The organism is Marinomonas posidonica, assembly GCF_043643765.1.
Taxonomy (GTDB): Bacteria; Pseudomonadota; Gammaproteobacteria; order Pseudomonadales; family Marinomonadaceae; genus Marinomonas; species Marinomonas posidonica_A.
In genome coordinates, this window is sequence record NZ_JBHZSP010000023.1 from 1 (window position 1) to 26603 (window position 26603).

The following is a 26603-nucleotide window of genomic DNA, read 5'->3' on the forward strand; positions in this document are numbered from 1 at the left end:
GTTTAAATTCTCTGTGATATTTGGACATAAAAAGACCCCCAGTAATTGGAATGTCCAACTATTGGGGGTCAGTTCACTAGCGAGGGCTTTTTTGTGTCTGTGGTTTGTGTTGACGTGCTTTTATTGGCTGCGCAATTGGTTACCTGGAATGAAGCGCCAGGTGCGGATAATCTCAAGCTTATCCACTTCTTTTTTGAGTTCGCTGGGAAAGACTTGGAAAGGCTCCGCTAAGCGGACGATCCGCATGGCCGCGTCATCCAACACTCGTACACCAGAAGAATGCAGGACTTCAATGTCGTCCACATAGCCATTTGGTAAGATAATGACCGCCAGACGAAGTTCACCATATAAGTGATTGCGCTTTGCTTCTTCTGGGTAATGGATGTTACCAATCCGTTCAATTCGACGACGCCAATCGTCTAGATATTTTGCATCGACTGCGGCTTTCGCTGAAACGGATGTTAGACGTCTAATACGAGGGCGTTTGGCGTAGGATTGACGTTGTTGATCGAGTAAAGCTTCTAAGGTGGCGATGTCATTGGACAAATGACTGGGAATTTGAGTTTCCCCTCGAAAACGTTCTTCTAATGTTTTCGGCTCCTGCTCAACTTCTTTTGCGACTTCAAGGATGGCTTGTTGGTCTTGTGTGGCTAATAAGCTCGGTTCTTCAATGGGTTCTGCTGAGGCCAGCTGTGGTTGGACTGGCGGCGAGATGTCTTGAATGTTGTCGGATAAAAATTGTGCTTCTTCGGTAGTGGTTAATTTCTGTTTTCGTAACTCAGTACCACTTGCCTCTTGGTTTGCTTGAGCAATGAAATCCGCTTCTAATGGTGCTTTGCTAGTGTGCTGAACTAAGGTGACTTCGAGCGTGTTGGGCTTGGGGGCGGGTAATTCGAAGTCGAAACTGACCAGCATTGCCATTAGCAAATGCAAACTAATGGCAATGAAGAGAGTAACGGAAAATTTATCGATAACTCGCATGATATTAGATTAAGCGTTTCTCTATGGCTTCAATCAACGTCATGGCAATGTTTAGATCAAATTGATTGTCTAATTCCCTGACACAAGTTGGGCTGGTGACATTAATTTCCGTTAAATAATCACCGATGACATCTAAGCCAACAAAGAGTAAGCCCTTTTCCTTTAACGAGGGGATCACTTGTTGGCAAATCCAACGATCTCGCTCTGTTAAAGGACGACCTTCCCCGCGACCGCCAGCGGCTAAGTTGCCACGAGTTTCTCCTGACGCTGGAATACGTGCCAGAGCATAAGGAACTGGTTCGCCATCCACAATCAAGATGCGCTTGTCACCTTGCTTGATTTCGGGGATGAATTTTTGTGCCATGATCTGCTCTTGACCCATGTTAGTGAGCGTCTCAATAATGACGCTAACGTTTGAGTCATCGGGTTTTAGGCGGAAAATAGAGGTACCACCCATGCCATCCAAAGGTTTGAAAATCACATCGCCATGTTCCTTATGAAAGCTTTTCAGCAGATCTGCACGGCGTGTTACTAAGACTGGTGGGCAACACTGAGGGAATTGAGTCGCAAAAAGCTTTTCGTTGCAATCGCGTAGGCTTTTCGGGTCGTTTACTACTAGGCAGCCATCACGTTCTGCTTGTTCAAGAATCATGGTGCTGTAAACAAATTCGCCATCAAACGGTGGATCTTTGCGCATTAAAATAACGTCTAAGTCTCCCAAGGCAATACGTTCTTCTTCGCCAAGATCGTAGAAATGCTCAGGGTCCTTGTGAACGCTTAAAGAGCGAGCCATGGCATACGCTTTGCCATTGTCTAGAAAGAGATCTTTTTGTTCCATGTAAATGAGTTCCCAGCCTTTTTCGGCAGCGGCCCATAACATGGCGAGGGAGGTGTCTTTTTTGTAGTTAATGGATGAAATTGGATCCATTACCATGCCGAGTTTAATGGTCATTGTGGTACTTCCTCAAAACGAGTAGACGGCGATGTTTAGAAACAGCCGATTAATATCTATTGATGCTATAGAAATATGGGGGCGCTGAGAAGAAAAAACAGCCCTGTTTTTTCAATAGTTTGAATCAGTGAGAGAGATTCTGTAATGCGCTTTTCGCTTTTGCTAAGGTCAAAGTAAATTCTCAATAAAAAGGGCGGATAAAAATCCGCCCTTTCGACCTTACCAACTCCCTGAGTTTTCATCGGCTTCTAGGAATAACTCACTTTCCTGCGGTGTTTGACTTTCAGTTGATGAGTTGTCTGTTGTGTCAGAGGTATTGGCTGGCATCACATTAGACTCAATGGTTTGCAGGTCCTCTGTCGCACTTTGTTTTTGCTTAGCGTTTGTCTGTGGCGTGACAAACTCGTCTTCAAAACCCAGTAGTGGTGGACGATAAATTCGAAAGGCACGCATTAACTCGCCTTTGGCGTTGAATAAACGGAATTCTGAAAAGAGTTCATCGTAGTCAGCATTGACATAGTCTTGGCGCGCTTGAAAGAGTTCATTTTCACTGTCTAGAACGTCTAGAAGTGTGCGGCGACCAAGGCGAAATTGCTTTTCGTAAGCCACTTGCGACTCTTTGGTGGCAATCACGTATTGACGGATGTGCTCTTTTTGACCTGTGGTGGCTTCAAAGGCCGCCCAAGCGAGTCGAACGGTGAGTTCGGTATCACGTATGGTGTTACGACGGATTTCCGTAGCTTGAATGTTTTGCTGTACGGCCGCGTATTTTTTACGCTTATATGAGCCGCCATTATAAAGGTTGTAATTCAATCGAATCATGGCAATCAAGTCTTCACTCGGACCTTCATCACCATCAATATTATTGTTCCACGTTCTTTCTAAGACGAAATTGATATTGGGGTATTTATCCCCTTCAGCAATTTTTTGGATGCTTTCAGTTGCCGCAATATCCCAATATGCACCTTCAATGGCAGGGTTTTTTGCCAAAGCTTGGTTAATGGCACTGTCTAAATCTTCGGGCAATAAAGCACGATCAGGCACTGGGTAGATCAGGTCTTTTGGCGGCATTTCGCCGACGACTTTATTGTAGTTGCTTTCAGCATCACGCAAATTGTTTACGGCGGCCAAATGGTTGGCGTGTGCTTTTGCTAAACGTGCGGTGATCTGGCTGAGATCAGATTGTCGTCCGATACCAGTATCTGTTTTCAATTTGATTTGTTTGTAGATGCGCTGGTGCGTGTCCAAGTTCATTTCAGCCAAATTGACCAATTCACGGAAACGCAAAATGTTGGCATACGCTTGGGCGACTTCAAGTGCGGTATCTTCAACGGATATCAGAGCACTCCAGCGATCAGCTTCTGCCTCGCTGTGTAAACGATCCACTTCATTCTGTGTAGTAAAACCACTAAAAATGGGCTGATTCAAGGATAACGATAGCTCTCGGCGAGTTAGGCCTATATCATCCGATGAATCGTCATCGCCATAGGTGGTTTCATGGCCAATGCCTGCCGCTAGGTCAACGCTTGGGTAGTAGCCATTACGTCGCGCGAGGTCAGCATTTTCTTTAGATTCGCGGTATTTTGCGATGGCTTGCATGACGGTAGGGCTGTTTTCAATCGCGGTGTAAGTGGCTTCTTCTAATGTCAGTGCATAGCTGTTTGCAGGCAGAACAAATGTCCCTATGTAGAGCAGGCAAGTTAAAGCAATTCTGTAAAACATATGATCCCGTGTCCTTAAAACTTCACTGATTAAAATATTAAAGGGATTCTCTTCAAGAATATGTAGCAGTTCTGTTAGCCATTATTAAATTTTACGTTTAGTAGATATCACCCCATAGGGTTTGGATGACACTGAGTGCGACGACAGGCGCGGTTTCTGTGCGCAGAACCCTTGGGCCTAATGTAATCGGATTAAATCCTTGTTTTTCAGAATGTTGCACTTCGTTTTCGGTCAATCCTCCCTCCGGTCCAATGAGCAAAGCAATTTGCTTCTGGCTTGGTAGTTCGAATTGTTTAATGGGCTTGGCACTGTGGTGGTGCAAAGTGAATTTTAACATATCGTTACAATTCTCAACCCATTCGGTTAACTCGATGGGGGGGTAAACGATTGGCACTAGACCCCGGCCACATTGTTCTGCGGCGCTGATGGCAACTTGTTGCCAATGAGTAAGGCGTTTTTCCATGCGTTTGTCTTCAAGCTTTACTTCACAGCGCTCGCTTAATAAGGGTTGAATGGCAAAGACGCCTGCTTCAACGGACTTTTGAATGGCGTAGTCCATGCGTTCACCACGAGATAGTGTCTGGCCTATGGTGACCTTTACAGCGGATTCATTGTCTAAGGCTTCAAATGCTCCGATGGCAATGTTTGCGGTGCGCTTTTCTACATCACACAGAGTGGCGTGATATTGACCGCCTTGACCATTAAAGACACGCAAAGGGTGATCAGATTTGAGCCTTAATACTTTGCATAAATGTTGGAAACTGGTGTCAGGCAAGGTTAGCGTTTGGTTTTCGCTTAGTTCTGCATTGATATAAATTCGTGGGATTCGCATACCTTGTCCTAATGATAATGAGATAAAAACACAAAAGCCTTCTTGTGGATCAACACAAGAAGGCTTTTTATAGCGGAAATTAACGCAATTATAAACCAGCGGCTTTACGCAATAGCTCGGCTTTGTCGGTTTTTTCCCAAGTGAAGTTGTCACCAGTACGGCCAAAGTGACCATAAGCTGCTGTCGGTAGATAAATTGGGCGTTTTAGGTCCAACATCTTAATCAAACCTGCTGGACGTAAATCAAACAATTCGCGTACCAACTCGACAATTTTCGCGTCGCTGATTTTGCCTGTGCCGAACGTGTTGATGCTGATGGACGTTGGTTCAGCGACACCAATGGCGTAAGACACTTGGATTTCACACTTGTCTGCTAAGCCTGCAGCGACGATGTTTTTTGCCACGTAACGGCCAGCGTAAGCGGCGGAGCGGTCAACTTTGGATGGGTCTTTACCAGAGAAAGCACCGCCGCCATGACGTGCCATGCCGCCATAGGTATCTACAATGATTTTACGACCGGTTAAGCCACAATCTCCAACAGGTCCACCAATGATGAATTGGCCAGTTGGGTTAATGAAGTATTTGGTTTCTTTCGATAGCCATTCTTCTGGTAAAACCGGCTTGATAATTTCTTCCATCACGGCTTCGCGAAGGTCTGCTTGTTTAATTGCAGCGCTGTGTTGTGTCGATAAAACCACGGCATCGATAGCGCAAGGTTTGCCATGTTCGTCATAGCGGAAAGTTACTTGGCTTTTCGCGTCAGGACGCAAGAAGTCCAGCGTGCCGTTTTTACGAACTTGTGCTTGGCGTTCTACTAGGCGATGCGCGTAAGTAATAGGGGCTGGCATCAACACATCGGTTTCGTTGGTGGCAAAGCCAAACATCAAACCTTGGTCGCCTGCGCCTAGCTCTTTTTCACCCGCTTCATCAACGCCCACGGCAATGTCAGCAGATTGTTTGCCGATGGCGTTCATCACGGCGCACGACTCCCAGTCGAAGCCCATGTCGGAACTGTTGTAGCCAATTTCACGGATCACGCCGCGTGCGATTTCTTCAATGTCGACCCAAGCATTAGTACGGACTTCACCAGCAACCAATACCATGCCGGTTTTTACTAGGGTTTCACAAGCGACTCGCGCTTCTGTGTCTTCCGCCAAAATGGCATCAAGAATGGCATCGGAGACTTGGTCGGCGATTTTATCTGGGTGACCTTCAGAAACGGATTCTGAGGTAAATAATGAATATTCTGACATGTTTAGTGCCTCAATCAAAAAATGAAAAAGCGCTAAAAAGGCATAAAAAAACCCGCTTAGCATGTAGGTCGCTAAACAGGCATCTGTGCTGCTTCTGTTTAGCTGATTTTATATAGCGTCCGCAAGCCGAAACAAATCGACGCTGTAGTGGTGGATGATGGCCGAAAATTGCACAGATGGCAAGATGAAAAACGGATTTATATGAGGCAAGAGGCGGTTTTTTTGTTAGGATGGTGCAGATTTAATGAGAATACTTTTTCTTGGCCCAAAAATGAGGCAAATGTGTAGGGTTGGCATTGCATGCTGGCTTTACCCTATGGAGAATGTTCTTTCTATTGTTCGTTAAGCTACCAGGAGTGGAACCAACATGTCGTCTCGGAAACAACTTGCTAACGCCATACGCGCACTCAGTATGGACGCCGTACAAAAAGCTAACTCAGGTCACCCAGGTGCTCCAATGGGGATGGCTGATATCGCCGAAGTACTATGGAACGATTATTTAAAGCATAACCCTTCGAATGCTAAATGGGTTGACCGTGATCGTTTTGTTTTGTCGAACGGCCATGGTTCTATGTTGATTTATTCTTTATTGCATTTGTCTGGCTACAACTTGCCAATCGAAGAACTAAAGCAATTCCGTCAGTTACACTCTAAGACACCAGGTCACCCAGAATACGGTTATACCGATGGCGTTGAAACCACCACCGGCCCATTGGGTGCTGGTATCAGTAACGCAGTTGGTATGGCCATTGCGGAAAAAACCTTGGCGGCGCAGTTTAACCGCGAAGGTCATGAGGTGGTTGATCACAATACTTACTGTTTCTTAGGTGACGGCTGTTTGATGGAAGGCATCTCTCATGAAGCTTGTTCACTTGCTGGTACTTTAGGCTTGGGTAAATTGGTTGCTTTTTGGGATGACAATGGTATTTCCATTGATGGTCATGTTGAAGGCTGGTTTACAGATGACACACCGAAGCGTTTTGAGTCTTATGGCTGGCATGTTATTGCGGATGTGGATGGACATGATCCAGAAGCTATTAAAGCTGCCATTGATGCGGCAAAAGCGGAAACGGGTAAGCCAACGTTAATTTGTTGCAAAACTGTCATTGGCTTTGGTTCACCTAATAAATCTGGTAGTCATGATTGTCACGGTGCACCACTGGGTGATGCCGAAATTGCTGCCGCTCGTGAGTTCTTAGGTTGGCCACATGCTCCATTTGACATTCCTGCGGATGTTTACGCGGGTTGGGATGCAAAACAAGCTGGCGCGGCTCGTGAAACAGAATGGCAGGAAAAGTTTGCAGCTTACCAAGCGGCTTATCCAGAATTGGCGGCGGAATTTGAGCGTCGTGTGATCAAAGGTGATTTGCCAGCGGACTTCGAAGAGAAAGCGCAGGCTTTCATTCAAGAGTGCCAAGATAAAGGCGAAAGCATTGCCAGTCGTAAAGCGTCACAAAATGCCATTGGTGCGTTTGGTGCCATCTTACCTGAATTGTTAGGTGGTTCAGCTGACCTTGCCGGTTCTAACTTGACACTGTGGTCTGGTTCTAAAGGTATTCAAGATGATCCTGCTGGTAACTATGTATACTACGGTGTGCGTGAGTTTGGTATGAGCGGCATCATGAATGGTGCCTCTTTGCATGGTGGTTTTATCAACTATGGTGCGACCTTCATGATGTTCATGGAATACGCGCGCAATGCGGTACGTATGTCCGCTTTGATGGGTATTCAGAACGTGTTTGTTTACACCCATGACTCTATCGGTCAAGGGGAAGATGGTCCGACTCACCAACCCGTTGAGCAGCTTGCTAACTTGCGTATGACACCCAATATGTCAGTTTGGCGTCCATGTGATGCAGCAGAAACGGCGGTTGCTTGGAAAGCGGCAATCGAGCGTCGTGATGGTCCAACGTCTTTGGTATTCTCTCGTCAAGGTTTGCCAGCGCAAGCGCGTGATGCAGCAACCCTAGCAAATGTCGCCAAAGGTGGTTATGTGCTGCAAGATTGCGCTGGTACGCCAGAGCTTATTTTGATCGCGACGGGTTCTGAAGTAGGTTTAGCTATGTCTTCGGCGGAAGCATTAACGGCGAAGGGTAAGAAAGTGCGTGTTGTTTCAATGCCTTCTACTAGTACGTTTGATGCGCAAGATGCGGCTTATAAAGAGTCGGTATTGCCTGCGGCCGTTACTAAGCGTGTTGCCATTGAAGCGGCGCATGTGGATTACTGGTACAAGTACGTTGGTTTCGAAGGTGCGATGGTCGGTATGTCGACCTTTGGTGAATCAGCACCAGGTGGTGATTTGCTTAAGCACTTTGGTTTCACCGTTGAAAATGTGGTTGCGACGGCAGAAAAAATTCTAACGGCGTAATTTTGATCGACACTGAAAAGAGACGCGCGTTCGCGTCTCTTTTTTCTTTCCTTTTGCGATGAAGTAGGACTATGTTGCGAGTCGCTATTAATGGCTATGGTCGAATAGGGCGTTCAGTGTTACGAGCCTTATACGAAAACAATTTCCGCGACCACATTCAAGTGGTGGCAATTAATGAATTGTCTGATGTTGAGACAATGAGTTATCTCACTCGTTATGACACGACGCATGGTCGTTTTCCTCAGTCTGTTGCGACACATGGCAATACATTGCAAATTGGTGATGACACCATTCAGTGTTTTTCAAGTGCGCACCCAGAGGGTGTTGATTGGCAATCGTTGGCGCTCGATCTTGTTTTAGAGTGCTCTGGTAGTTTCAGTGATCGCGACGGCGCTCAGGCGTATTTGGACGCTGGTGTACCGAGATTACTTCTGTCACAACCAGCGGGCTCTGATGTGGACAGTACCTTGGTGTACGGCTTCAATCATCATGAGCTAACGGCGCAACATCAGATTGTCTCGGCAGCTTCTTGTACCACCAATTGTCTTATCCCTGTATTAGAGACGATTCAGCAGTTTGCCGGTGTGGTGCATGGAACAAGTCAAACGATTCACTCTGCGATGAATGACCAACCGGTTATCGATGGCTATCACACTAAAGATCTGCGTTTAACCCGTGCCGCATTAAGTTCTATTATTCCCGTGGACACGGGGTTGGCGCGAGGCATTACTCGTTTGATGCCAGAGCTAGATGGCAAAATGGGTTGTAATGCGGTACGTGTTCCAACCTTGAATGTATCTTTGATAGATCTGGTGTTACGAACCGAGCAGCCTGTTACCGTGGCACAGGTCAATGGGCAACTTGAGAGCGCTGCGAATGGTAAATATGCAGGGTTGATGGGCTTTACGCAAGAGGCGCATGCGTCAGTGGATTTTAATCATGATCCACGTTCAGTGATTATTGATGGCACTCAAACACAAGTCATTGATGGTCACATGGTAAAAATATTATGTTGGTTTGATAACGAATGGGGCTACGCCAATCGAATGTTGGATGTGGCTAAGTATTGGGCGAGGGTTATGCATTAAAGCATGACTTAGCAAGAAAACTATTGAGGGCATTCCTATGACAGTAATTAAGATGAAAGACTTGGATCTGGCGAACAAGCGCGTATTGATCCGTGAAGACCTTAATGTGCCAGTGAAAAATGGCAAGGTTACCAGTGATGCTCGAATTCGTGCTGCTTTGCCGACCATTAAGTTGGCGTTAGAGGCTGGTGCTAAAGTAATGGTAATGTCGCATCTTGGCCGTCCGACAGAAGGTCAGTACGAGGAAGAGTTCTCTATGTTGCCAGTGGCTCAGCATTTGTCGACTATGCTGGGGCAAGACGTACCTTTGGTTAAGGATTGGCTAGACGGTGTTGATGTGGCCGCAGGACAGTTAGTCTTAGTAGAGAATGTGCGCTTTAATCCTGGTGAAAAGAAAGACGATGAGGCTTTGGCGAAGAAAATGGCCGCCTTGTGTGATGTTTTTGTGATGGATGCGTTTGGTACGGCTCACCGTGCTCAAGCTTCTACTCATGGTGTGGCGAAGTTTGCGCCAGTGGCTTGCGCAGGTCCTTTGTTGGCCGCTGAGCTGGAAGCATTAGAAAAGGCCTTAGCGACACCGGCTCGCCCAATGGCGGCGATTGTGGGTGGTTCAAAAGTATCCACTAAGCTAACGGTGCTAGAGTCTCTTTCTGACAAGGTTGACCAGTTGATTGTTGGTGGTGGTATTGCTAATACTTTCTTAGCGGCGGCTGGCTTCCCGGTTGGTAAATCGCTTTACGAAGAAGACTTGATTCCACAAGCCAAAGCCTTGATGGCGAAAACCAGTATTCCATTGCCAGAAGATGTTGTGGTGGCCACTGAGTTTGCGGCGGATGCCAAGGCGACGATCAAAGACGCTAAAGACGTTGCAGCAGATGACATGATTTTGGACATTGGTCCTAAAGCCGCGGCCGCTTTTTCTGCGTTATTGGTAGAATCACAAACCATTATTTGGAATGGGCCAGTGGGTGTGTTTGAATTTGACCAATTTGGCGAAGGCACGAAAGCCTTGTCTATGTCGATTGCCAACAGTGCTGGATTCTCGATTGCTGGTGGCGGTGATACGTTAGCGGCAGTAGACAAGTATGACATTGCTGAACAAGTGTCTTATATTTCAACTGGTGGTGGTGCTTTTCTTGAATTTGTTGAAGGAAAAGTGTTACCAGCGGTTGCTATGTTAGAATCACGCGCGCAAAATTAATACTATTAAGAACAGCATAAGACTGTTTTACATAATAAAGGCTAAAAGCCTAAGTCACTGGCCCAGTGAGGCCAGTGACAAATACGAGAGAGTGACCTATTCGACAGTATGTTGAATATGACAATAACGATAAGGCGTAAGCCACATCTCATCTGTTGTACATAGAAGAGGTGATAACAAAACTGAGTGCACGGGAAACGCTGCACTGTCTGTAATAAATAGAATATTAGACAAATTGTCAGAGGAAACCTTTTATGCCTTTAATCAGTATGCGTCAGTTACTGGACCATGCCGCAGAGCACAGCTACGGCTTACCTGCTTTCAATGTGAATAACATGGAACAGGTCAAAGCCATTATGGAAGCTGCGGATGAGGTTAATTCGCCTGTTATCATGCAAGCGTCTGCTGGAGCTCGTAAATACGCAGGCTCTCATTTTTTACGCCATTTAATTGCGGCTGCAATTGAAGATTTTCCACACATTCCTGTGGTGATGCACCAGGATCATGGTACATCTCCTGCCATTTGCCAACGTTCTATTCAGCTAGGTTTTTCCTCTGTGATGATGGATGGCTCTCTTATGGCTGATGGGAAAACACCTGCGAGTTACGAATACAATGTCGATGTGACGCGTCGTACCGTGGAGTTTGCTCACGCTTGTGGTGTGTCTGTTGAGGGTGAACTTGGCGTGCTTGGTTCTCTTGAAACGGGACAGGCTGGAGAAGAAGACGGTGTTGGTGCGGAAGGCATCTTGTCTCATGATCAGATGCTGACGGATCCACAAGAAGCGGTAGACTTTGTGAATGCAACCGGTATTGATGCTTTGGCCGTTGCCATCGGTACTAGCCATGGCGCTTACAAGTTTACTCGTCCACCGACAGGTGACATTCTTGATATTGAGCGTATCGCTAAGATTGTTCAATTACTGCCTAATACCCATATCGTATTGCACGGTTCTTCTTCTGTGCCACAAGATTGGCTAGAAATAATCAACGAATTTGGTGGAGATATTCCAGAAACTTATGGCGTGCCAGTTGAAGAGATCGTTAAGGCGATTCGTTATGGTGTGCGCAAGGTGAATATTGATACGGATTTACGTTTAGCAGCAACCGGTGCTATTCGTCGTAGTTTGGCAGAGCACAAAGGCAATTTTGACCCACGTAAATATTTAACAGAAAGTATTAAAGCGATGAAAGCAGTGTGTATTGATCGCTATGAAGCGTTTGGTTGTGCGGGTCAGGCGTCACGCATTAAGACCATTGACCTAGAAGAAATGGCGGTTCGTTATGAGCATGGTGAGTATAACGACGGCCGGACTTTTTAAGCGTTAAACCGGTTTAAGCGAGTATAAGGCGGACTAATCAGCTTTTTTTTATTTTTTTAATGAAAACTTGCAAAAAAGAGTTGACCATCAAAATGATTTGCCTATAATGCTCGCCATTCCTTGCGGGAGTGGTGGAATTGGTAGACACGCTGGATTTAGGTTCCAGTGCTTCACGGCGTGAGAGTTCGAGTCTCTCCTTCCGCACCATATTTTAAAAAGCTGACTTTATGTCGGCTTTTTTTATGCCTAAAATTTGCCTTTCTTTTTGTTTTCGTTGTTCTTGGCATTAGTATTTATTTACACGTTCAAGTGCATTTCTTGTTTCCCATTCGCTGAAAGTTAGATATTTTGGGATAATAATAGGGAATGATCCGATTAGGCTGGAAAATGCGACAATTGCTGCTCATCTTATGCTTGAATCTTGCTTGTTTTAGCGGGCCGTTGTTGGCTGCAAGTTTTGCTGAAGAGGTGATGACAGAGCAAACTTTTTATCAGCTGTTACCACAACAAAGCCCTTTGTCTGAGCAATTTTCCACGCTCGTTAACTCTCCTCCAAACCCACTTCGAATATCGCAACAAACTCCTATTCGTGTTGTTTTTCTATTGTTTGGGGACGTAGCGGATTGGCAAAATCAACGAATGTTAAATGCTTTTAAAAAACGTATGCGTGAGTTAGGCATAGTCTATCGTTTGGACACTTATGTTGATCGATCGGGTTATGGTACTGATTTTATTGCGCATTTGCCTGTAATTGAAATGGAGTCAGACTACATTATTGCCACAAAATTTAATGTTAGTCTTCGCCGACTTTTTGAGCGATTTTTGATTCAAGGGCAAGGTAAGCTTATTTTATTCGATTTTGCGACGCCAGTAGTGCACTGGGTGCCTCGCCCCCCCTTAATCTACGTCGGGTTTAATCAATTTAAGACGGTACAAATGCTGGCCAGTTATCTGGATCGACAATTACCGCCTTCGGCGCGTATTTCCGCTTTGGTATTACCGGAAAGTTACCTAGGACAAATACGCTGTGATGGCTTCCTCGATGAAATGAACCGCTATGGACGTGACGTTGATAGCATTTATGTTGTGGAAGATAATGTACAGCAAGCGATCAAACGTACAAAAGTCTTGTTAGCAAACCAGAAAACAGACTTTATTTTCAGCTGCTCACAGAACATGGCTGCGGGTGTGTTGCAAGTGTTGAGGGGAAATGAAGCCTATAGCCATATTCAGACAAATGTTTGGGGCGCTTTTAATGCTCAACTGACCGAGCTAAAAGATCGTCATATTAAAGCAAACATCTTGTTTTATTGGGATGATTTATCCATCGCGATCGCGGAAGCGATTAAGTTGGATTTAGAAGGTCGAAACCTACCTAATCTTTACGTGGCGAGATCGCCACTATTAACGGAAGATATTGACCCAGAGAGTTTAGGGTTGATGTTGCAACAGGCCTATCATTATTCGGTGCAAAAATGGCAGTAAGCATTAGTTTGAAGGATCGCCTTAAACAGGCCTTGCTGTTCATGACAGCTTCATTGATGGCGTTAATTGTTTTAGGTGCGCTGTATTTTACCAGCACTTATGATCGATCTTCAGCCGAACAAACACTGCGTCTAAAGCATAAAATTGTTGAACAAACGTTGGCTTCTTACTTGGTTCGTGCTGAATCCGAAATGAGCTTTATTGTTCAGGATCTGGCGGTTAGAAATTATGATCTTAGCCAAGCGCTGGATTTGTTGTTTAGTCATCATGATATTTTATTTACCGGTGGCTTGGACTTCTTCTATATAGATTGGAAAGACGATTTTCATGCTATGGATCCAAGAGCGCGCTTGTTTACGCAGGCCGATTTCCAGCCCTTGTTGGCAGAAGGCCAAATCAGTCGATGGGTTTCTGTAGTCACCGAAGATGACGCTACTTTATTAATGTATAAGAAGAAAATACTTTCTTCTGACATGGAAAGTTTAGGTTTTTTATATGGCTTTATTTCGCTGAGTGATAATTTAACTTTGGGCAATGAGCTGTTATCAAGTGCTCAGGTGATGGCGGTACGTTTACTTGATGAGTCGAATAATCGTTTGCTGTTAGAGGAAACCTCTTCTGATACTAATGATCCATCTGTTCCAATGCTGTCTTATGCTTTTCCATTGGACTCTGCTGTACAAGGTGCTTTTAGACTCGAAATAGAACAAGCAGAAAACCTGTTGAGTGACTCGCTACGTGTCGCATTGCCTTGGCTTTTGTTTGTTGCGTTGAGTTTGTTGGCTTTTTATTGGCTGCTGAATATCTACATCAAAAAACTGCTTTTTGTGCCGCTTGAAAAAACGATTTATCAGCGAGAAAGCACGTTACCGCTATTTGATGAATTGCAACCGATTCAAGAGCAAAGCAATCACTATCGAGCATCCATCAAGGCGAAGGATGATCAATTTAATCTATTGTCTGAATCGGTTCACAGCGCCATCATTTTTAGTAATGAAGTGGCAGAGTTGCAGGTGCTTAATACGGAAGCCAAAGAGATATTTCCTGAGGCAGAACGCTCTCGTACTGTGTTCGATTTTTTGCCCATATCTTGCCATCAAATTATCCAAGAAGCCTTAAAAGGTGCAGTCGGTCGCAACTTTGAATTAACCATTGATCGGTTAGGTCGAATTTATCAGTGGAAGGTGTTTTCTTACCATAATGAATTTGGCTATCGCGGGATTTTATTGGTTGGCCGCAATGTGACTTTGGAAACCAGTTTGAAGTGGCAGCTTGACCAGTTACAGCCTCTATCGAATGCCATTGAGAAAAAAGTGGATGCCCAAGCACTGCAACAAGAATTGGAGTATTTAACCCTGTTACCTAGCACAATACAGACACAACAATTTCAAGGCTGGTTGAGTTTAACTCTCTCGATTTTGGAGGATATTGGTCGTCCTGAAGATGTGGTGCGCGAGGTGGTCTTGGGGAATGAGCTCATTGCGGAAAGCGCTAAGGTGATGACGGCAATGGGGGTGGAAGCGAATCGTGCGTTATTGGACATTACACTGCCGGTGTCACTTAAAATCATTGAAGTGGATAACAAGGTAGCGGCTTTGTTGCGATTACTCTTTATGATGGTGATGTCTAATGATATGGCTGAGCGACATTTATCGATCCAGATGAAGGGCAATGAACTAGAGTTCGTGGCGATGCACGATATGGCCACAAGGGAGCTTTTTATATGGATGATTAAAACGTTAGCAAATCACCTCGGCGCTCAATATAAGATTTTGCGAAACAATGCTCTGCAATTCAACCTGCCAGTCGTTTGTCTAGAACAAGATCACACTTCCATGAGTTCGCTAGAAGATCAAGGAACCACCGGTAAGTTAGTGGTTTGGATCGCTAATGATTATCCTAATAGTGCGTTCATTCACGCGGCGCTTGTTCGCTTGGGTTGTAAAGTGAAGGACTTTGTTTCAGCGGACAGTTTTTTTACCCAGTCTACTACTATCGTGAAATTTGATGCCATTTTAATTGGTTGTGATCAGGATCTGGAAGGGCAGCACAAAATGACCAAAGCCTTGCAGGTGAAACATGATCGAACTAATTTGCCAATTGTTTGGGTGAACAGCACACCGTTACAAACACCAGATGAGCAAGTTTTTCATTTATTCGGTTGTCCTTTCGATTACAGTTTGCATCAGGTCTTGGTTCAAGCCCTGCAGTGTGATGGTATTATGCCGGTTTATCATCCTGAGCGAGGCCCATCATGGATTATGGTGGGGGGCAGTCGAGTCACAAAAGCCATTTGGTATAGTGAGTTAGAGGCACAGCAGATAACGACACAGTGGTTGTCTGACTTATCCAGTTTTGATTTGGTTCTGCCGTATCATTCTGATGCTGTCATTGTGCTATTGGAGCCGCAGTCCAGCATACTGTTAGCCCAATTGCATAAGCGGTTTCCTGAGGCGCGTTTGTTTACGATTCAGGATTGGCAAGATAAACCAGATACAGTGACTTTGTGCAAAGTATCATCGCCGTACTCAGGCGAAAAAATTAAACAATTTGTGCGACGCGTCGTACGTTAAGAAATACATTGGGAGTAAGTATGAGTGTTATTGGATTGATCGGTGCTATGGATGAGGAAGTCGCTGTTATCAAGGCTTGGATGACCGGTGTTACAGAGCAAACCATCGCAGGTTGCGATTTTTTTATCGGACAGTTTGAAGGCAAGGACGTGGTGTTGTTGAAGTCGGGTATCGGTAAGGTCAATGCCGCTTTGTCGACAACCTTGCTACTGTCTCAATTTAAGCCAGACTATGTCATTAATATCGGTTCGGCTGGTGGTTATGATCCTGAATTGCAGGTTGGCGATGTGGTGATTTCGGATCGAGTGATACATCATGATGTCGATGTCACCGCCTTTGGTTATGTAATGGGACAAGTGCCTAGCATGCCGGAAGCCTACCAAGCCGATGTGGCTTTGGTTGAAAGTGCTCAACAAGCGGTTGCATCCGCGACGGAGGTTCGCGCCAAGGTGGGGTTAATTGGTACCGGTGACAGTTTTATGAGTGACCCTGTGCGTGTAGCGTCTGTTCGTGAGACCTTCCCTGCGTTGGTGGCCGTTGAGATGGAAGCGGCTGCGGTGGCGCAAGTCTGCTTTAAATTTAATACGCCATTTGTGGTGGTGAGAGCCTTGTCTGATATCGCTGGTAAAGAATCGCCTGCGAGCTTTGAAGAGTATTTGAAAGTTGCGGCTGAGAACTCTTCTTTGATGATTCAACAAATGTTGAGAGATTAAACTCTCAATGCGGTGTCATTTTCAGCGCGGCTTACTGGCGGGCTTGTTTCTTGTGTCATCCAGCTTTGGTCATGCTGATGAAGTCCTAGAATCTTCAGATGAGAAGCAAGATCTCGCTTGGTGGCAAAGTACTCACTCGAGCATTTCTCGTACTATTGGACGTTGGTCAAACAGTACGGATGCTTTTTTATCCGGCAAAGACGGTGATGGGCAGTCGGACAGTTTTGTCCGTATGCGTTTTGGTCCTATTTTTGAGGAAGATGACTCGTCGGGCTTTTTTGATTTCAGTGCTCGGATGAAGTTGCCGAACACTGAAAAGCGTTTACGAGTAGTCATTGAATCAAATGGTGACTCGATCACGCCTGAGAATGAACGTGGCGAGTCATCACAGCAAAGTTCTGTGGTTGAGTCGGCATTAAAAACCAGTTTTTCGGCGGCGGTGAATTTTGTCCGAGAGGATCTAGGGGCGGATTTTGATGCGGGTGTATTGGTGGATTTTCCATTAGACCCTTTTATGCGTCTACGTTTTAATCAGGGTCATGATCATGGTGGTTGGAGCTGGTATCAGAAACAAGAAGCTTTTGCGTATTACTCTAAAGGTGTAGGGGCGCGATATGGTGTCGGCGTTTCTTTTTACCCGCAAGAGCGATTTCATTATGGGACGGATTTTAGTGTTGTTTGGCTGGATCAAGAAGGTGAGTTCTATGGGCGTGAAAATCTGTTTGCTTATCATGCCATTGATGACAAAAATAACATGAGCTATCAGCTGAGCTTCTTGCAATCTGGAGAGCACAGTCTTGAGTCGGATAGCTTCTTATATAACATACAGTACGAAAGGCGACTCTATCGGGACTGGTTAAGTGGACAATTAAAACCACAATTTACCCATGAAGCTGAAGACGATTATCAGGGTAAATTTTCATTTACTATGGCCTTGGTGATTCTGCTTGGCCCGCAATATCTAAATTAAGGGCATTATTTGGCTGTTTGTTTCGATTTATTATTCGTTCTGTTCAGCATTAGATTTGTGCCGCAGGAACTCGTATAATGCCGCGCTTTTATTCGTCAATGCTACCAGTAATCATCATCGCCATCATAGAGAACATGTCATGAGACCGGATCAGATCCAACCTGAGAAATATCAACAACAGTTAGCTGAGAAGCAAGCTGGGCTAAATCAACTAATGGCGGATTTAGACTTACCGGAAATGGAAGTCTTTGACAGTGAACCTAGTCATTATCGTATGCGTGCAGAATTTCGTATTTGGCACGATGGTGACGATTTATTCTACGCTATGTTTGATTCAGCGGACCCAAGAACACCGATTCGAACCGATCAATTTTTAGCGGCGTCAGCCTTGATTAATGAATTGATGCCAGCCTTGTTAGACGCGATTCGTAACGTGACCGTGTTGCGTCATAAGTTGTTTCAGGTGGATTTCTTAACCACAACAACAGGCGAAGCCCTGATCAGTCTTTTGTACCATAAGCCAATTGATGAGGAATGGAATACAGCCGCACGTGAATTGAATAAGTCGTTTCCGGCTTGCCATTTTATTGGTCGCAGCCGTAAACGTAAGCAAGTGCTTACTCGTGATTTTGTGATGGAAACCTTAACGGTAAACGGCCAAAAGTACCATTATCAACAAGTGGAAAACAGTTTCACACAGCCGAATGCAGGAATTAATGAAAAAATGCTCGCGTGGGCACTCGATGTCACTCAAAATGAAAGCGGTGATTTACTCGAAATGTACTGTGGTAATGGTAATTTTTCCATTCCGCTAGCGCGTCAGTTTGAGCGTGTGGTGGCCACGGAAATCTCCAAAGTATCCGTGAACTCGGCGCAATTGAACATTGCCATGAATGGCATGCAAAATGTGCAAGTGGTGAAAATGGCCAGTGAAGATGTGGCCGCCGCATTGAATGGTGAAACGGACTTACCAAAGAGCTTACTGCAAGCCGGTATGGAAACGCTTTCGCCATCTGTGGTGCTGGTGGATCCTCCGCGAGCTGGTTTGGATGAAGCAACCATTGAGTTGATTCGAAAAGTCGATGCGATTCTTTATATTTCTTGTAACCCTGAAACACTGAAAGCGAATCTAGAGTCGTTGGCCTGCTCACATCAAGTGGCTCGATACGCTATGTTTGATCAGTTCCCTTATACTCATCATGTAGAAACTGGCGTTTATTTACAAAGAAAGCCTGTCTAAACCAAGGCGAGATAGGATGGCAATTTCAATGCCATCCTATTATTCATGAGTTTTGTTCTTATCATAATGAATCACATTCTAGTATTCTGAATACGACATAGAGCGTTCTGTGTTAACATATTGCCGTAAATTTCCCCCACCCTAAAAACAGAGAAGTCGAACGAGCCATGAGCAATACTTCATTAGACAAAGCAAAAATCAAAATTTTGTTATTGGAAGGCGTCCATCAATCTGCATTGGATGCATTGCAAGACGCAGGCTATACCAACATTGAATACCATAAAACAGCCTTGGCTGAAGATGAGTTGATCGAGAAAATTGCCGATGCTCATTTTATTGGTATTCGTTCTCGTACTCAGTTAACTGAAAAAGTGCTGTCTCACGCAAATAAGTTAGCGGCGATTGGTTGTTTTTGTATTGGTACCAATCAGGTCAATTTAGACGCGGCAAGTGAAAAAGGGATTGTGGTCTTTAATGCCCCTTATTCTAATACTCGAAGTGTGGCTGAATTAGTACTTGGTCAATTGATTCTTTTGTTGCGAGGCATTCCAGCAAAGAATGCGGCTTGTCACCGTGGTGGTTGGATTAAATCTGCAGTGGGTTCTTATGAAACACGCGGTAAGCGTTTGGGTATTATCGGTTACGGTAGTATTGGTACTCAATTAAGCGTGTTGGCAGAGTCTCTAGGCATGGAAGTGTGTTTTTATGACATTGTAACAAAATTGCCATTAGGAAACGCACGCCAAATTAAGAGTTTGAAAGAGTTGTTGTCAACCAGCGACATCATCAGTTTGCATGTTCCAGAAACTGCTTCTACTAAGTTGATGATTGGTGAAAAAGAAGTGTCTTACATGAAAAAAGGCTCTATCTTCATTAATGCATCACGAGGCACGGTCGCGGATCTTGATGCGGTGGCTGAAGCCATTAAAGCAGGTGACTTGTCTGGTGCCGCAGTAGACGTTTTCCCAGTTGAGCCAAAAGGTAATGACGAAGAGTTCGTATCGCCACTACGCGGTCTAGATAACGTGATCCTAACACCACACATTGGTGGTAGTACCATGGAAGCACAAGAAAATATTGGTGTTGAAGTGGCTGAGAAATTGGTTAAGTTCTCTGATGTGGGTACGACCATTGCTGCCGTGAATTTCCCCGAAGTGGCCTTGCCTGCACAAGCAGACAATCATCGTATTCTTCATATCCATGAGAACCGTCCTGGCGTGTTATCACGCATCAATGCCATTTTCTCTGAACATGGCATTAACATCACTGGCCAGTATCTGCGTACAACGGAAAAGCTCGGTTACATGGTCATGGATGTGGATGCCGAAACCGGTGAGTTAGCGTTGGAAAAAGTCAAAGAAGTCGATGGTACGATCAAGGCTCGAGTGTTGTTTTAAACGCTTTTATTTACTCGCTTGAATAAAAAAAATCCAGCCTTGGCTGGATTTTTTTATGGACAGCAACATAGGCATTATCGAATGCCAAGAGTGGTGGTGATGTCCTGGATTTTCTGTTTAATATTGTCGGTTACTCGTGACATAAAGGCTTCTGACTCATTGGCTTGTTCACGTATCTGCACAACGGCTTCATTGAGTCGGTTCATGCCCGTTTTTTGTTCAGCGGCATAACCTGATGCTTTTTTAGCGAGATGGGTGGACTGTTGTGATTTGTCTAATACATCCTGAGCGGACTGTCCGAGTGCTTGGGTAAGACTGATTTGCTCGTGTGATGCGTGCTCAATTAGCTCAATATTCTTTTTGAGTTTACCTGTGGCGGTGTGTAAGGAGGAAAAAATGTCTGTAATTTCTTCCAAAGACTGTTGAGTGCGACTTGAAAGCGTTCTGACTTCCGATGCGACTACCGCAAATCCTCGTCCATGTTCTCCTGCCCGGGCAGCTTCAATGGCAGCGTTTAAAGCCAGTAAGTTTGTTTGTTCTGAAATGTCCTTAATGCCGCCGACAATAGAAGAAGCACTAGAGACAGAGTTTTCCAAATTATTTAATGCGTTGCGACTGCTGTTGAGGCGCTCAACCGTGGTTTGGTTAGCTTGGGTTAATGCGGCGGCTTGATCAACACTGTGGGTCATGGCGGTATTGGTGTCTGTTGCATAGCTCGCCACTTCTTGAGCACGAATTTCCGCTTTGTTCGCAAGGACTTCCACTTGGCTAGACAGGTCGAGGGTGTTATCCAGTTTTTGTTTTGAATCCATGCCCAGTTTATGTACTTGTCCGAACGCGGTGAGCATTTCATTTAGAGACACTGAAATATTATTTAATTCGGTATCTCTTTGCTGACGCTGTACGCTGACTTGTTCTAGATATCGATTTAAGTAGTGGGCGACATCCGATAGTTCATTCTTAGTTTTGCCCACTTTTAATGTTTGGACGTTTTGATGTTCAACCAACTCTTTTACCGCGCTATAAAGGTCCTTTGCACTTTTAACGACGACTTTATTCTGAAAAATATGCACGGCAATGGTGGTGATGACCATGAGTAGCACAAACAATGAAAAAGCCATGAGTGTCTGCTGTTGTGTGTTTTCAGCACTTTGCTGAATGCTGGTTGTACCGGCTTTTAACGTCGCTTCTAATTGGTCGATTAGTCCTCGAATTTTCGTTTGTGCTGCTGTGGCTTGTTGAATCCCAGTAAGACTTGAGCTTACGTCTTTAAGGTAGCGGTGTGACCAGGTATGCAACTCGCTTTTGGCTTCTTCGAGCGGATCGACCATGTCGTCGCCTTCATCGGTATCCCAGCCCATTAAAGCTGAAAGGTCATCTTCCGAGTCGGCATCTTGATCACTCTCTAAGGATAGAATAGGCAGTTCTGAAAACGCTTTGATGTGAGTTTGGAAGCGCACCAGCGCTTCTTTCAAACGTTGAAGGTTGTCTTCGGTCGTTTTCGCTAGGTATTCATTTTTGGCGCTATTTACATGAGCAAGATCGGCATATAAATAAGCTTGGCTAGCTAGGTATGGCGCCGCATCATTAAGGCTATTACTCTCAAGGTAAAGATGGATTTTATCGGCCAAGGCATTAAGGGATAGTAAAATTTGACGTTCGTTGTTTTCAATTAAAGCAAATGGGCTACCGGACAGTTTACCCGCTGCTCTGACATCGGATTCTAGGCTGTGCTGAATTTCGGCGAGAGGCTCTTGAATAGGGGCTTTGATGTTATCGGGTAAGGTTTTTAACGTTGGATAAATTTTAGTTTGAATAAATTCTTGCGCAGATTGTAGGGTTGAAGCTTCACCTGATGAAAGGTAGCTTTCAATCTGTTGCTTCAAATCAATGGCGGAATATTCCCATACTTGAGTGTATGAATCACTTTTCTCAAAGGCGCCACGGAATTGCATTAAGCTCCATAACAGTAAAGCGATGAGCATGGCCGCAATGATTAAGTAGCTTATTGTTGTCGTGCGAGTGACGTGGGATATTTTCAATTCAAAACCTGCCGTTAACAAATTATTACGATTTCAGGCTACCTTAATATTATCTCATGACAGAATTGTTACAGTGGTGAGCAGCAATTGAGATTTGGATCCGATATGGATTGCAGGTCTATTGGCGACAGTTTTTTTATTGTGCGCGACATTTGTGACATTTATGTTGCTATGCTGGAAAAAACAGGTGGTCACTTTATCGTCATGATTCTACGTTACATTTGATGGATTATTAAACGCTTGTTTAATAAATGTTGAATTTCTGTGTTATTTCCGTTTTGATTAGGTAACAACAATTAACGAAAAAGGAGCTCGAACATGACACTTTCACGTCGTCAGTTTGTCAAAGGTGCCTCGGTTGCTGGTGCTGTTGCGGCTACACCATTCTCAATAAACCGTGCTATTGCCGCGAATAAAGAACTGCGTATTTATGCATGGGCAGGTTACATTACCGATGAAATGTTGGCAGATTTTAAAGCCAAAACAGGCATCAATGCCACCTTTACACCTTATGGTACGAACGATGAGTTAATGAACTCATTACGCGCAACGGACGGTACTGGTTTTGACATCATTATGCCGACAGTCGATCGTGTTCCGGGTTATGTTGATTACGATTTGATTCAACCTCTTGATGTAAAACGTGTTAATTGGAGTGGTTGTCTTGAGAGCGCACTGGCTGGTTCTGACGTTGGTGGCATCGTAAAAGGTAAGCGTTACTTCGCTCCTTCTGATTGGGGTACGGAAGCGATTGCCTACAACACAGAATATGCCAAGGTGGATCCTAAGAATCTAAGTTATGGTGATCTTTGGACACCTGAAAATGCTGGTGGCGTGACGGTTCGTGGTCATTCTGCATTAGTTGGTATTGGTTTGTGGTTAGAGAAAGCAGGCAAGTTACCTTATCCTTTGCTTGATTCGTACAAAAATGAACAGGCGATGCGTGCTAACTTTGAAGTCATTCTAAAAGTGGCGGTAGAAAATAAGTCCGCTATTGCTCAATTCTGGTCTACTGAAAATGAGGCGCAGGGTGCGTTCCGTGCAAATGGTGCCGTGATCGGTCAAACTTGGGATAGCACCGCCTTTAAACTGAAAGCAGAAGGTGAGCCTGTTGCATACGGTGCACCGAAAGAAGGTGCCTTGGCTTGGATGGAAGGGTTTGTTATTCCGAAAAATGCTAACAATGTGGATTCGGTTTATGAGTTCATCAACTGGTACTACACCCCTGAAGCGGGTGCGATGTTCGTTAAAGCAACGGGTTACAACTCAACGGCTAAAGGCGCGGATGCGTTGCTGCCAGCTGAAACGAAACAGTTCTTCCAAGACTCTTATACACAGCAGGATCTTGCTAACCTATGGTGGTGGCCTATCCAAGAACCTTGGTATGTAGCACTGCGTAACGAATATCAAGATCGCTACTTATCAGCGTAATCTGTTTATTAAAGCCCCTCGGAAAGTGTTTCCGAGGGGCTTTTTTTACATTAATTTTTAGTATTTGAGAGAATCAATGGATAGTAGTGTTCATTTAAACAATGTTGTCATGCAGTTTGGTGATTTTACGGCCATTCAAAAGTCTGATTTAAAAATTGAGTCAGGTGAGTTTTTTAGTTTTTTAGGCCCTTCCGGTTGTGGTAAAACCACGATTTTGAACATGATCAGCGGCTTTCTAGATCCGACAGAAGGTTGTGTCAAAATTGGCGGGCAAGACATGGCTGGTGTGCCTGCAAACAAACGTCCAACGTCGATGATTTTTCAAAACCTCGCGCTTTTCCCGCTGATGACAGTGGCGGAAAATATTGAGTTTGGCCTAGAAGTCCGCGGAGTTTCGAAAAGTGAGCGTAAAAAAGCCTCCGATCGTTTATTGGCGTTAGTCGCGTTAGAAGGAAGTGGTCATAAGAAAGTCTCTGAGCTGTCTGGTGGTCAAAAGCAACGCATCGCCATCGCTCGTGCATTAGCAGTTGAGCCGCAAGTATTATTACTGGACGAACCACTTTCTGCTTTGGACTTAAAGCTGCGCCAGCATATGCGTACAGAGTTAAAAGAGATTCAGCGTAAAACAGGCATCACCTTTATTTATATTACACATGACCAAGGTGAAGCTCTGACCATGTCGGATAGAGTGGCCGTGATGTCCGCTGGTCGAATCCAGCAGGTGGCGGACCCTATTACCTTATACCGTGATCCCCAAACCGCTTTTGTCGCGTCTTTTGTTGGTGAGAACAATGCCATTCAAGGCAAAGTAGAGCGTATTGATAGTGGTGTTGCAGAGATTCATTGTGGTGAACTTGGTGTCTTGAAAGGGCGAGTGCAGTCTTCTGTAGCGATTGGTGAAGAAGCCACTCTGTTTATTCGCCCTGAGCATTTTCGCTTACAGGTTGAAGAGGGCATGTTAAGTGTGGCGGTTGAAATAGAAGAAGTGAACTTTGAAGGGGCATACCTAACACTAAGCACTTCTACAACCGCCGCTTCAAAACAAACTCTGACGATTCAGCTGGGTGCGCACCAATACAATGATGATTTCGCGAAGGGAAAGGCTTTATCACTTTCTTACAGTGTGAGCGATGCCATTGTGATTGGAGGTGATAGTAATGCTTAACCAGCTAAAGGCTCGCTTTGGCAGTGGGTTAGCCATTGGTATTGTGGGTATGATTGCCATTTGGCTGATTGCTTTGGTTATTTTGCCGCAACTTCTGATGGTGGATTACTCGTTTCGCCCTAATCTGTTGCCAGCAGATATTGGTGGGCCAAAAGACACCTATTCTTTGGTTAACTACGAAACCTTGTTTAGTAACCATATCCATTTGAAAATCTTTTTTAAGACCATTTGGTCTAGCGTTCTCGTAACGGCATTGACTCTTATTGTGAGTTATCCGATTGCGTTTTATTTGGCAAAAGTAGCGACACCTCAAAAAGCCGCTTTATGTCTATTACTACTGATTATTCCTTTTTGGATTAATGAAATCCTTCGGACTTTCTCTTGGTACATTATTTTAGCCTATAAGGGGCCTTTAAATGCGGCCTTGTTAGGTTTGGGTTTGATTGATCGCCCCATCCGATTTTTGTCAGGTGATGGCGGTGTGTTAATTGGTATGGTTTACGCTTATATCTTGTTTATGATCTTCCCTATTTATAATGCCATCGAGAGTTTGGATACCAATCAAATTAAAGCCGCTCGTAACCTTGGCGCAGGTTGGGTTCGAACCCATTGGCGAGTCATCATTCCACATGCTAAGCCTGGTATTGCAACGGGCTGTATTATGACCTTTATGTTGGCGGCTGGTAGTTATGCTGTACCTGCTCTGTTAGGTTCGCCAGGCAGTCGCTGGTTTACCCAGATCATTTACAACTGGTTCTTTGAGGGTGGTAACTGGAATCAAGGTGCTGCATATGCCTTCTTATTGTTGATTATCTGTATTGGCTTTATTGCCTTGGTAATGCGTGTGTTTAAAGTGGGCCTAGGAGACATTGCACGATGAGTTCAGAAAGCATTATGCGATTTGGTGTTCGCTTTTATATTGGGGTGTTTTTCTTATACCTATTTACACCGCTTATTATCATGGGGTTGGCTACGTTTAACGACAGTCGCTTCCCAACGGTTTCACCATGGCGTGGTGCAACACTAAAATGGTTTGAGGCCTTGGCGCAAGACGGTGCCATGTGGCAGGCGTTATGGACAAGTATCATAGTGGCCGCAGGCGTGTTGGTGGTGGCCGTGCCAATTGGTATTTGTTGTGCTTTGTTTTTATCGACCGTGCAAGGTAAAGGCAAAACCTTTATTTACTCATTGATGATGTCGCCATTGTTGACGCCCGGTGTCATTGTGGGTATTTCAACGTTAATCTTCTGGAAAGGCTTGTCGGTAAGTGGTGGTATATTTTTGACCGTGATTGCTCAAACAACCTTTATTTCCGCTTATGTAATGTTAATGGTCTTGGCGAGATTGCAGCGTTTTGATCGTACCTTAGAAAATGCGGCGCTGAGTTTAGGGGCGACACAATGGCAAGCATTCCGCCGAATTTTATTGCCTTATCTAAAACCCGCTATTATTTCGGCGGCCGCCATTGCGTTTTTACAATCTTTTGAAAACTACAATACGACATTGTTTGTAAAAGGTTATGACACGACGTTAACCGTCTATATCGCGTCTAAAGTGCGAACAGGTCTGACGCCTGCCGTAAATGCCTTAGGTTTGGTGATGATTACCATCACGATTTTGCTTGCTGTGGTGTACGAATGGAAGCGTCGTAAAGAAGCTGCGAATGAAACAGAGGCTTAATGATTGAGTAAATGCACTTAAGATTTCTATTAAAAATGCCTGTTATCTTTTGATAACAGGCATTTTTGTATGCTAATCAAACAGCTTTGGTTAACTTCTAACCTAAATATGAAAAACTTAACCAAAACATCAAAAAAACGAAAAAAAGAGTTGCACTAAATCTGTAGATCCTTAATATACGCCCTCGCT

Annotated in this window: 20 protein-coding genes, 1 tRNA gene and 1 riboswitch; of the genes, 15 read left to right on the plus strand and 6 right to left on the minus strand. The window is 44.6% G+C overall.

Features of this window, described 5'->3' with window-relative positions; all coding sequences use genetic code 11:
* Positions 1 to 120 precede the first annotated feature (120 nt).
* The 5 genes from ACHUFM_RS17785 to metK form a co-directional block, all read right to left on the minus strand.
* Complete coding sequence (locus ACHUFM_RS17785; RefSeq protein WP_113873223.1) at positions 121 to 981, minus strand: energy transducer TonB; 861 nt, start codon at positions 979 to 981, stop codon at positions 121 to 123.
* 4 nt (positions 982 to 985) lie between these two features.
* Positions 986 to 1933 (minus strand): glutathione synthase, encoded by a 948-nt coding sequence (gene gshB, locus ACHUFM_RS17790; protein WP_113873224.1) that lies wholly within the window; start codon positions 1931 to 1933, stop codon positions 986 to 988.
* A gap of 219 nt (positions 1934 to 2152) precedes the next feature.
* On the minus strand, positions 2153 to 3655 hold the full coding sequence (locus ACHUFM_RS17795; protein WP_394183963.1) for a TolC family outer membrane protein: 1503 nt from the start codon (positions 3653 to 3655) through the stop codon (positions 2153 to 2155).
* 97 nt (positions 3656 to 3752) lie between these two features.
* Positions 3753 to 4487 carry a 16S rRNA (uracil(1498)-N(3))-methyltransferase gene (locus ACHUFM_RS17800; protein ID WP_394183965.1) on the minus strand — a complete coding sequence of 245 codons (735 nt, stop codon included), beginning with the start codon at positions 4485 to 4487 and terminating at the stop codon, positions 3753 to 3755.
* Positions 4488 to 4575: 88 nt separating this feature from the next.
* Complete coding sequence (gene metK / locus ACHUFM_RS17805) at positions 4576 to 5739, minus strand: methionine adenosyltransferase (RefSeq protein WP_113873265.1); 1164 nt, start codon at positions 5737 to 5739, stop codon at positions 4576 to 4578.
* 77 nt (positions 5740 to 5816) lie between these two features.
* A riboswitch (SAM riboswitch) is annotated at positions 5817 to 5892 on the minus strand.
* 214 nt (positions 5893 to 6106) lie between these two features.
* Here metK and tkt point away from each other — a divergent pair.
* The 11 genes from tkt to serA all read left to right on the plus strand — a co-directional run bounded on the left by tkt (position 6107) and on the right by serA (position 20096).
* The gene (gene tkt / locus ACHUFM_RS17810; RefSeq protein ID WP_394183966.1) at positions 6107 to 8107 is read left to right on the plus strand and encodes a transketolase; all 2001 of its coding nucleotides are present in this window, start codon (positions 6107 to 6109) and stop codon (positions 8105 to 8107) included.
* 71 nt (positions 8108 to 8178) lie between these two features.
* Positions 8179 to 9195 (plus strand): type I glyceraldehyde-3-phosphate dehydrogenase, encoded by a 1017-nt coding sequence (locus tag ACHUFM_RS17815; RefSeq protein ID WP_394183967.1) that lies wholly within the window; start codon positions 8179 to 8181, stop codon positions 9193 to 9195.
* A gap of 37 nt (positions 9196 to 9232) precedes the next feature.
* Entirely contained in the window at positions 9233 to 10396 is a 1164-nt protein-coding gene (locus ACHUFM_RS17820) for a phosphoglycerate kinase (RefSeq protein WP_394183968.1), read from the plus strand.
* Between the two features lie 254 nt (positions 10397 to 10650).
* Complete coding sequence (fba, locus tag ACHUFM_RS17825) at positions 10651 to 11718, plus strand: class II fructose-bisphosphate aldolase (RefSeq protein ID WP_394183969.1); 1068 nt, start codon at positions 10651 to 10653, stop codon at positions 11716 to 11718.
* 122 nt (positions 11719 to 11840) lie between these two features.
* A tRNA-Leu gene (locus ACHUFM_RS17830) sits at positions 11841 to 11925 on the plus strand.
* A gap of 159 nt (positions 11926 to 12084) precedes the next feature.
* Positions 12085 to 13203: a substrate-binding domain-containing protein gene (locus tag ACHUFM_RS17835; RefSeq protein ID WP_394183970.1), complete on the plus strand. Its 1119-nt coding sequence runs from the start codon at positions 12085 to 12087 to the stop codon at positions 13201 to 13203.
* A complete protein-coding gene (locus ACHUFM_RS17840; RefSeq protein ID WP_394183971.1) occupies positions 13194 to 15776 on the plus strand; it encodes a hypothetical protein in 2583 nt (860 codons plus the stop codon). Before ACHUFM_RS17835 ends, ACHUFM_RS17840 begins: the two co-directional genes overlap by 10 nt.
* Before the next feature lie 20 nt (positions 15777 to 15796).
* Positions 15797 to 16489: a 5'-methylthioadenosine/S-adenosylhomocysteine nucleosidase gene (gene mtnN / locus ACHUFM_RS17845; RefSeq protein WP_394183972.1), complete on the plus strand. Its 693-nt coding sequence runs from the start codon at positions 15797 to 15799 to the stop codon at positions 16487 to 16489.
* Positions 16490 to 16496: 7 nt separating this feature from the next.
* Positions 16497 to 17459: a hypothetical protein gene (locus ACHUFM_RS17850; RefSeq protein WP_394183973.1), complete on the plus strand. Its 963-nt coding sequence runs from the start codon at positions 16497 to 16499 to the stop codon at positions 17457 to 17459.
* A 139-nt stretch (positions 17460 to 17598) separates the two neighbouring features.
* A complete protein-coding gene (gene trmA, locus ACHUFM_RS17855; RefSeq protein WP_394183974.1) occupies positions 17599 to 18699 on the plus strand; it encodes a tRNA (uridine(54)-C5)-methyltransferase TrmA in 1101 nt (366 codons plus the stop codon).
* Positions 18700 to 18866: 167 nt separating this feature from the next.
* A complete protein-coding gene (serA, locus tag ACHUFM_RS17860) occupies positions 18867 to 20096 on the plus strand; it encodes a phosphoglycerate dehydrogenase (protein WP_113873236.1) in 1230 nt (409 codons plus the stop codon).
* Positions 20097 to 20170: 74 nt separating this feature from the next.
* On the opposite strand, the gene ACHUFM_RS17865 is transcribed toward serA, so the two are convergent.
* Positions 20171 to 22138 carry a methyl-accepting chemotaxis protein gene (locus ACHUFM_RS17865; protein ID WP_394183975.1) on the minus strand — a complete coding sequence of 656 codons (1968 nt, stop codon included), beginning with the start codon at positions 22136 to 22138 and terminating at the stop codon, positions 20171 to 20173.
* 318 nt (positions 22139 to 22456) lie between these two features.
* On the opposite strand from ACHUFM_RS17865, the gene ACHUFM_RS17870 reads away from it, so the two are divergent.
* The 4 genes from ACHUFM_RS17870 (at position 22457) to ACHUFM_RS17885 (ending at position 26414) form a co-directional block, all read left to right on the plus strand.
* On the plus strand, positions 22457 to 23569 hold the full coding sequence (locus ACHUFM_RS17870; protein ID WP_394183976.1) for an extracellular solute-binding protein: 1113 nt from the start codon (positions 22457 to 22459) through the stop codon (positions 23567 to 23569).
* Positions 23570 to 23645: 76 nt separating this feature from the next.
* The gene (locus ACHUFM_RS17875; RefSeq protein ID WP_394183977.1) at positions 23646 to 24734 is read left to right on the plus strand and encodes an ABC transporter ATP-binding protein; all 1089 of its coding nucleotides are present in this window, start codon (positions 23646 to 23648) and stop codon (positions 24732 to 24734) included.
* Positions 24727 to 25614 (plus strand): ABC transporter permease, encoded by an 888-nt coding sequence (locus tag ACHUFM_RS17880; protein ID WP_394183978.1) that lies wholly within the window; start codon positions 24727 to 24729, stop codon positions 25612 to 25614. The genes ACHUFM_RS17875 and ACHUFM_RS17880 overlap by 8 nt, the downstream gene beginning before the upstream one ends.
* A complete protein-coding gene (locus ACHUFM_RS17885) occupies positions 25611 to 26414 on the plus strand; it encodes an ABC transporter permease (RefSeq protein WP_394183979.1) in 804 nt (267 codons plus the stop codon). Before ACHUFM_RS17880 ends, ACHUFM_RS17885 begins: the two co-directional genes overlap by 4 nt.
* Positions 26415 to 26603: the final 189 nt, after the last annotated feature.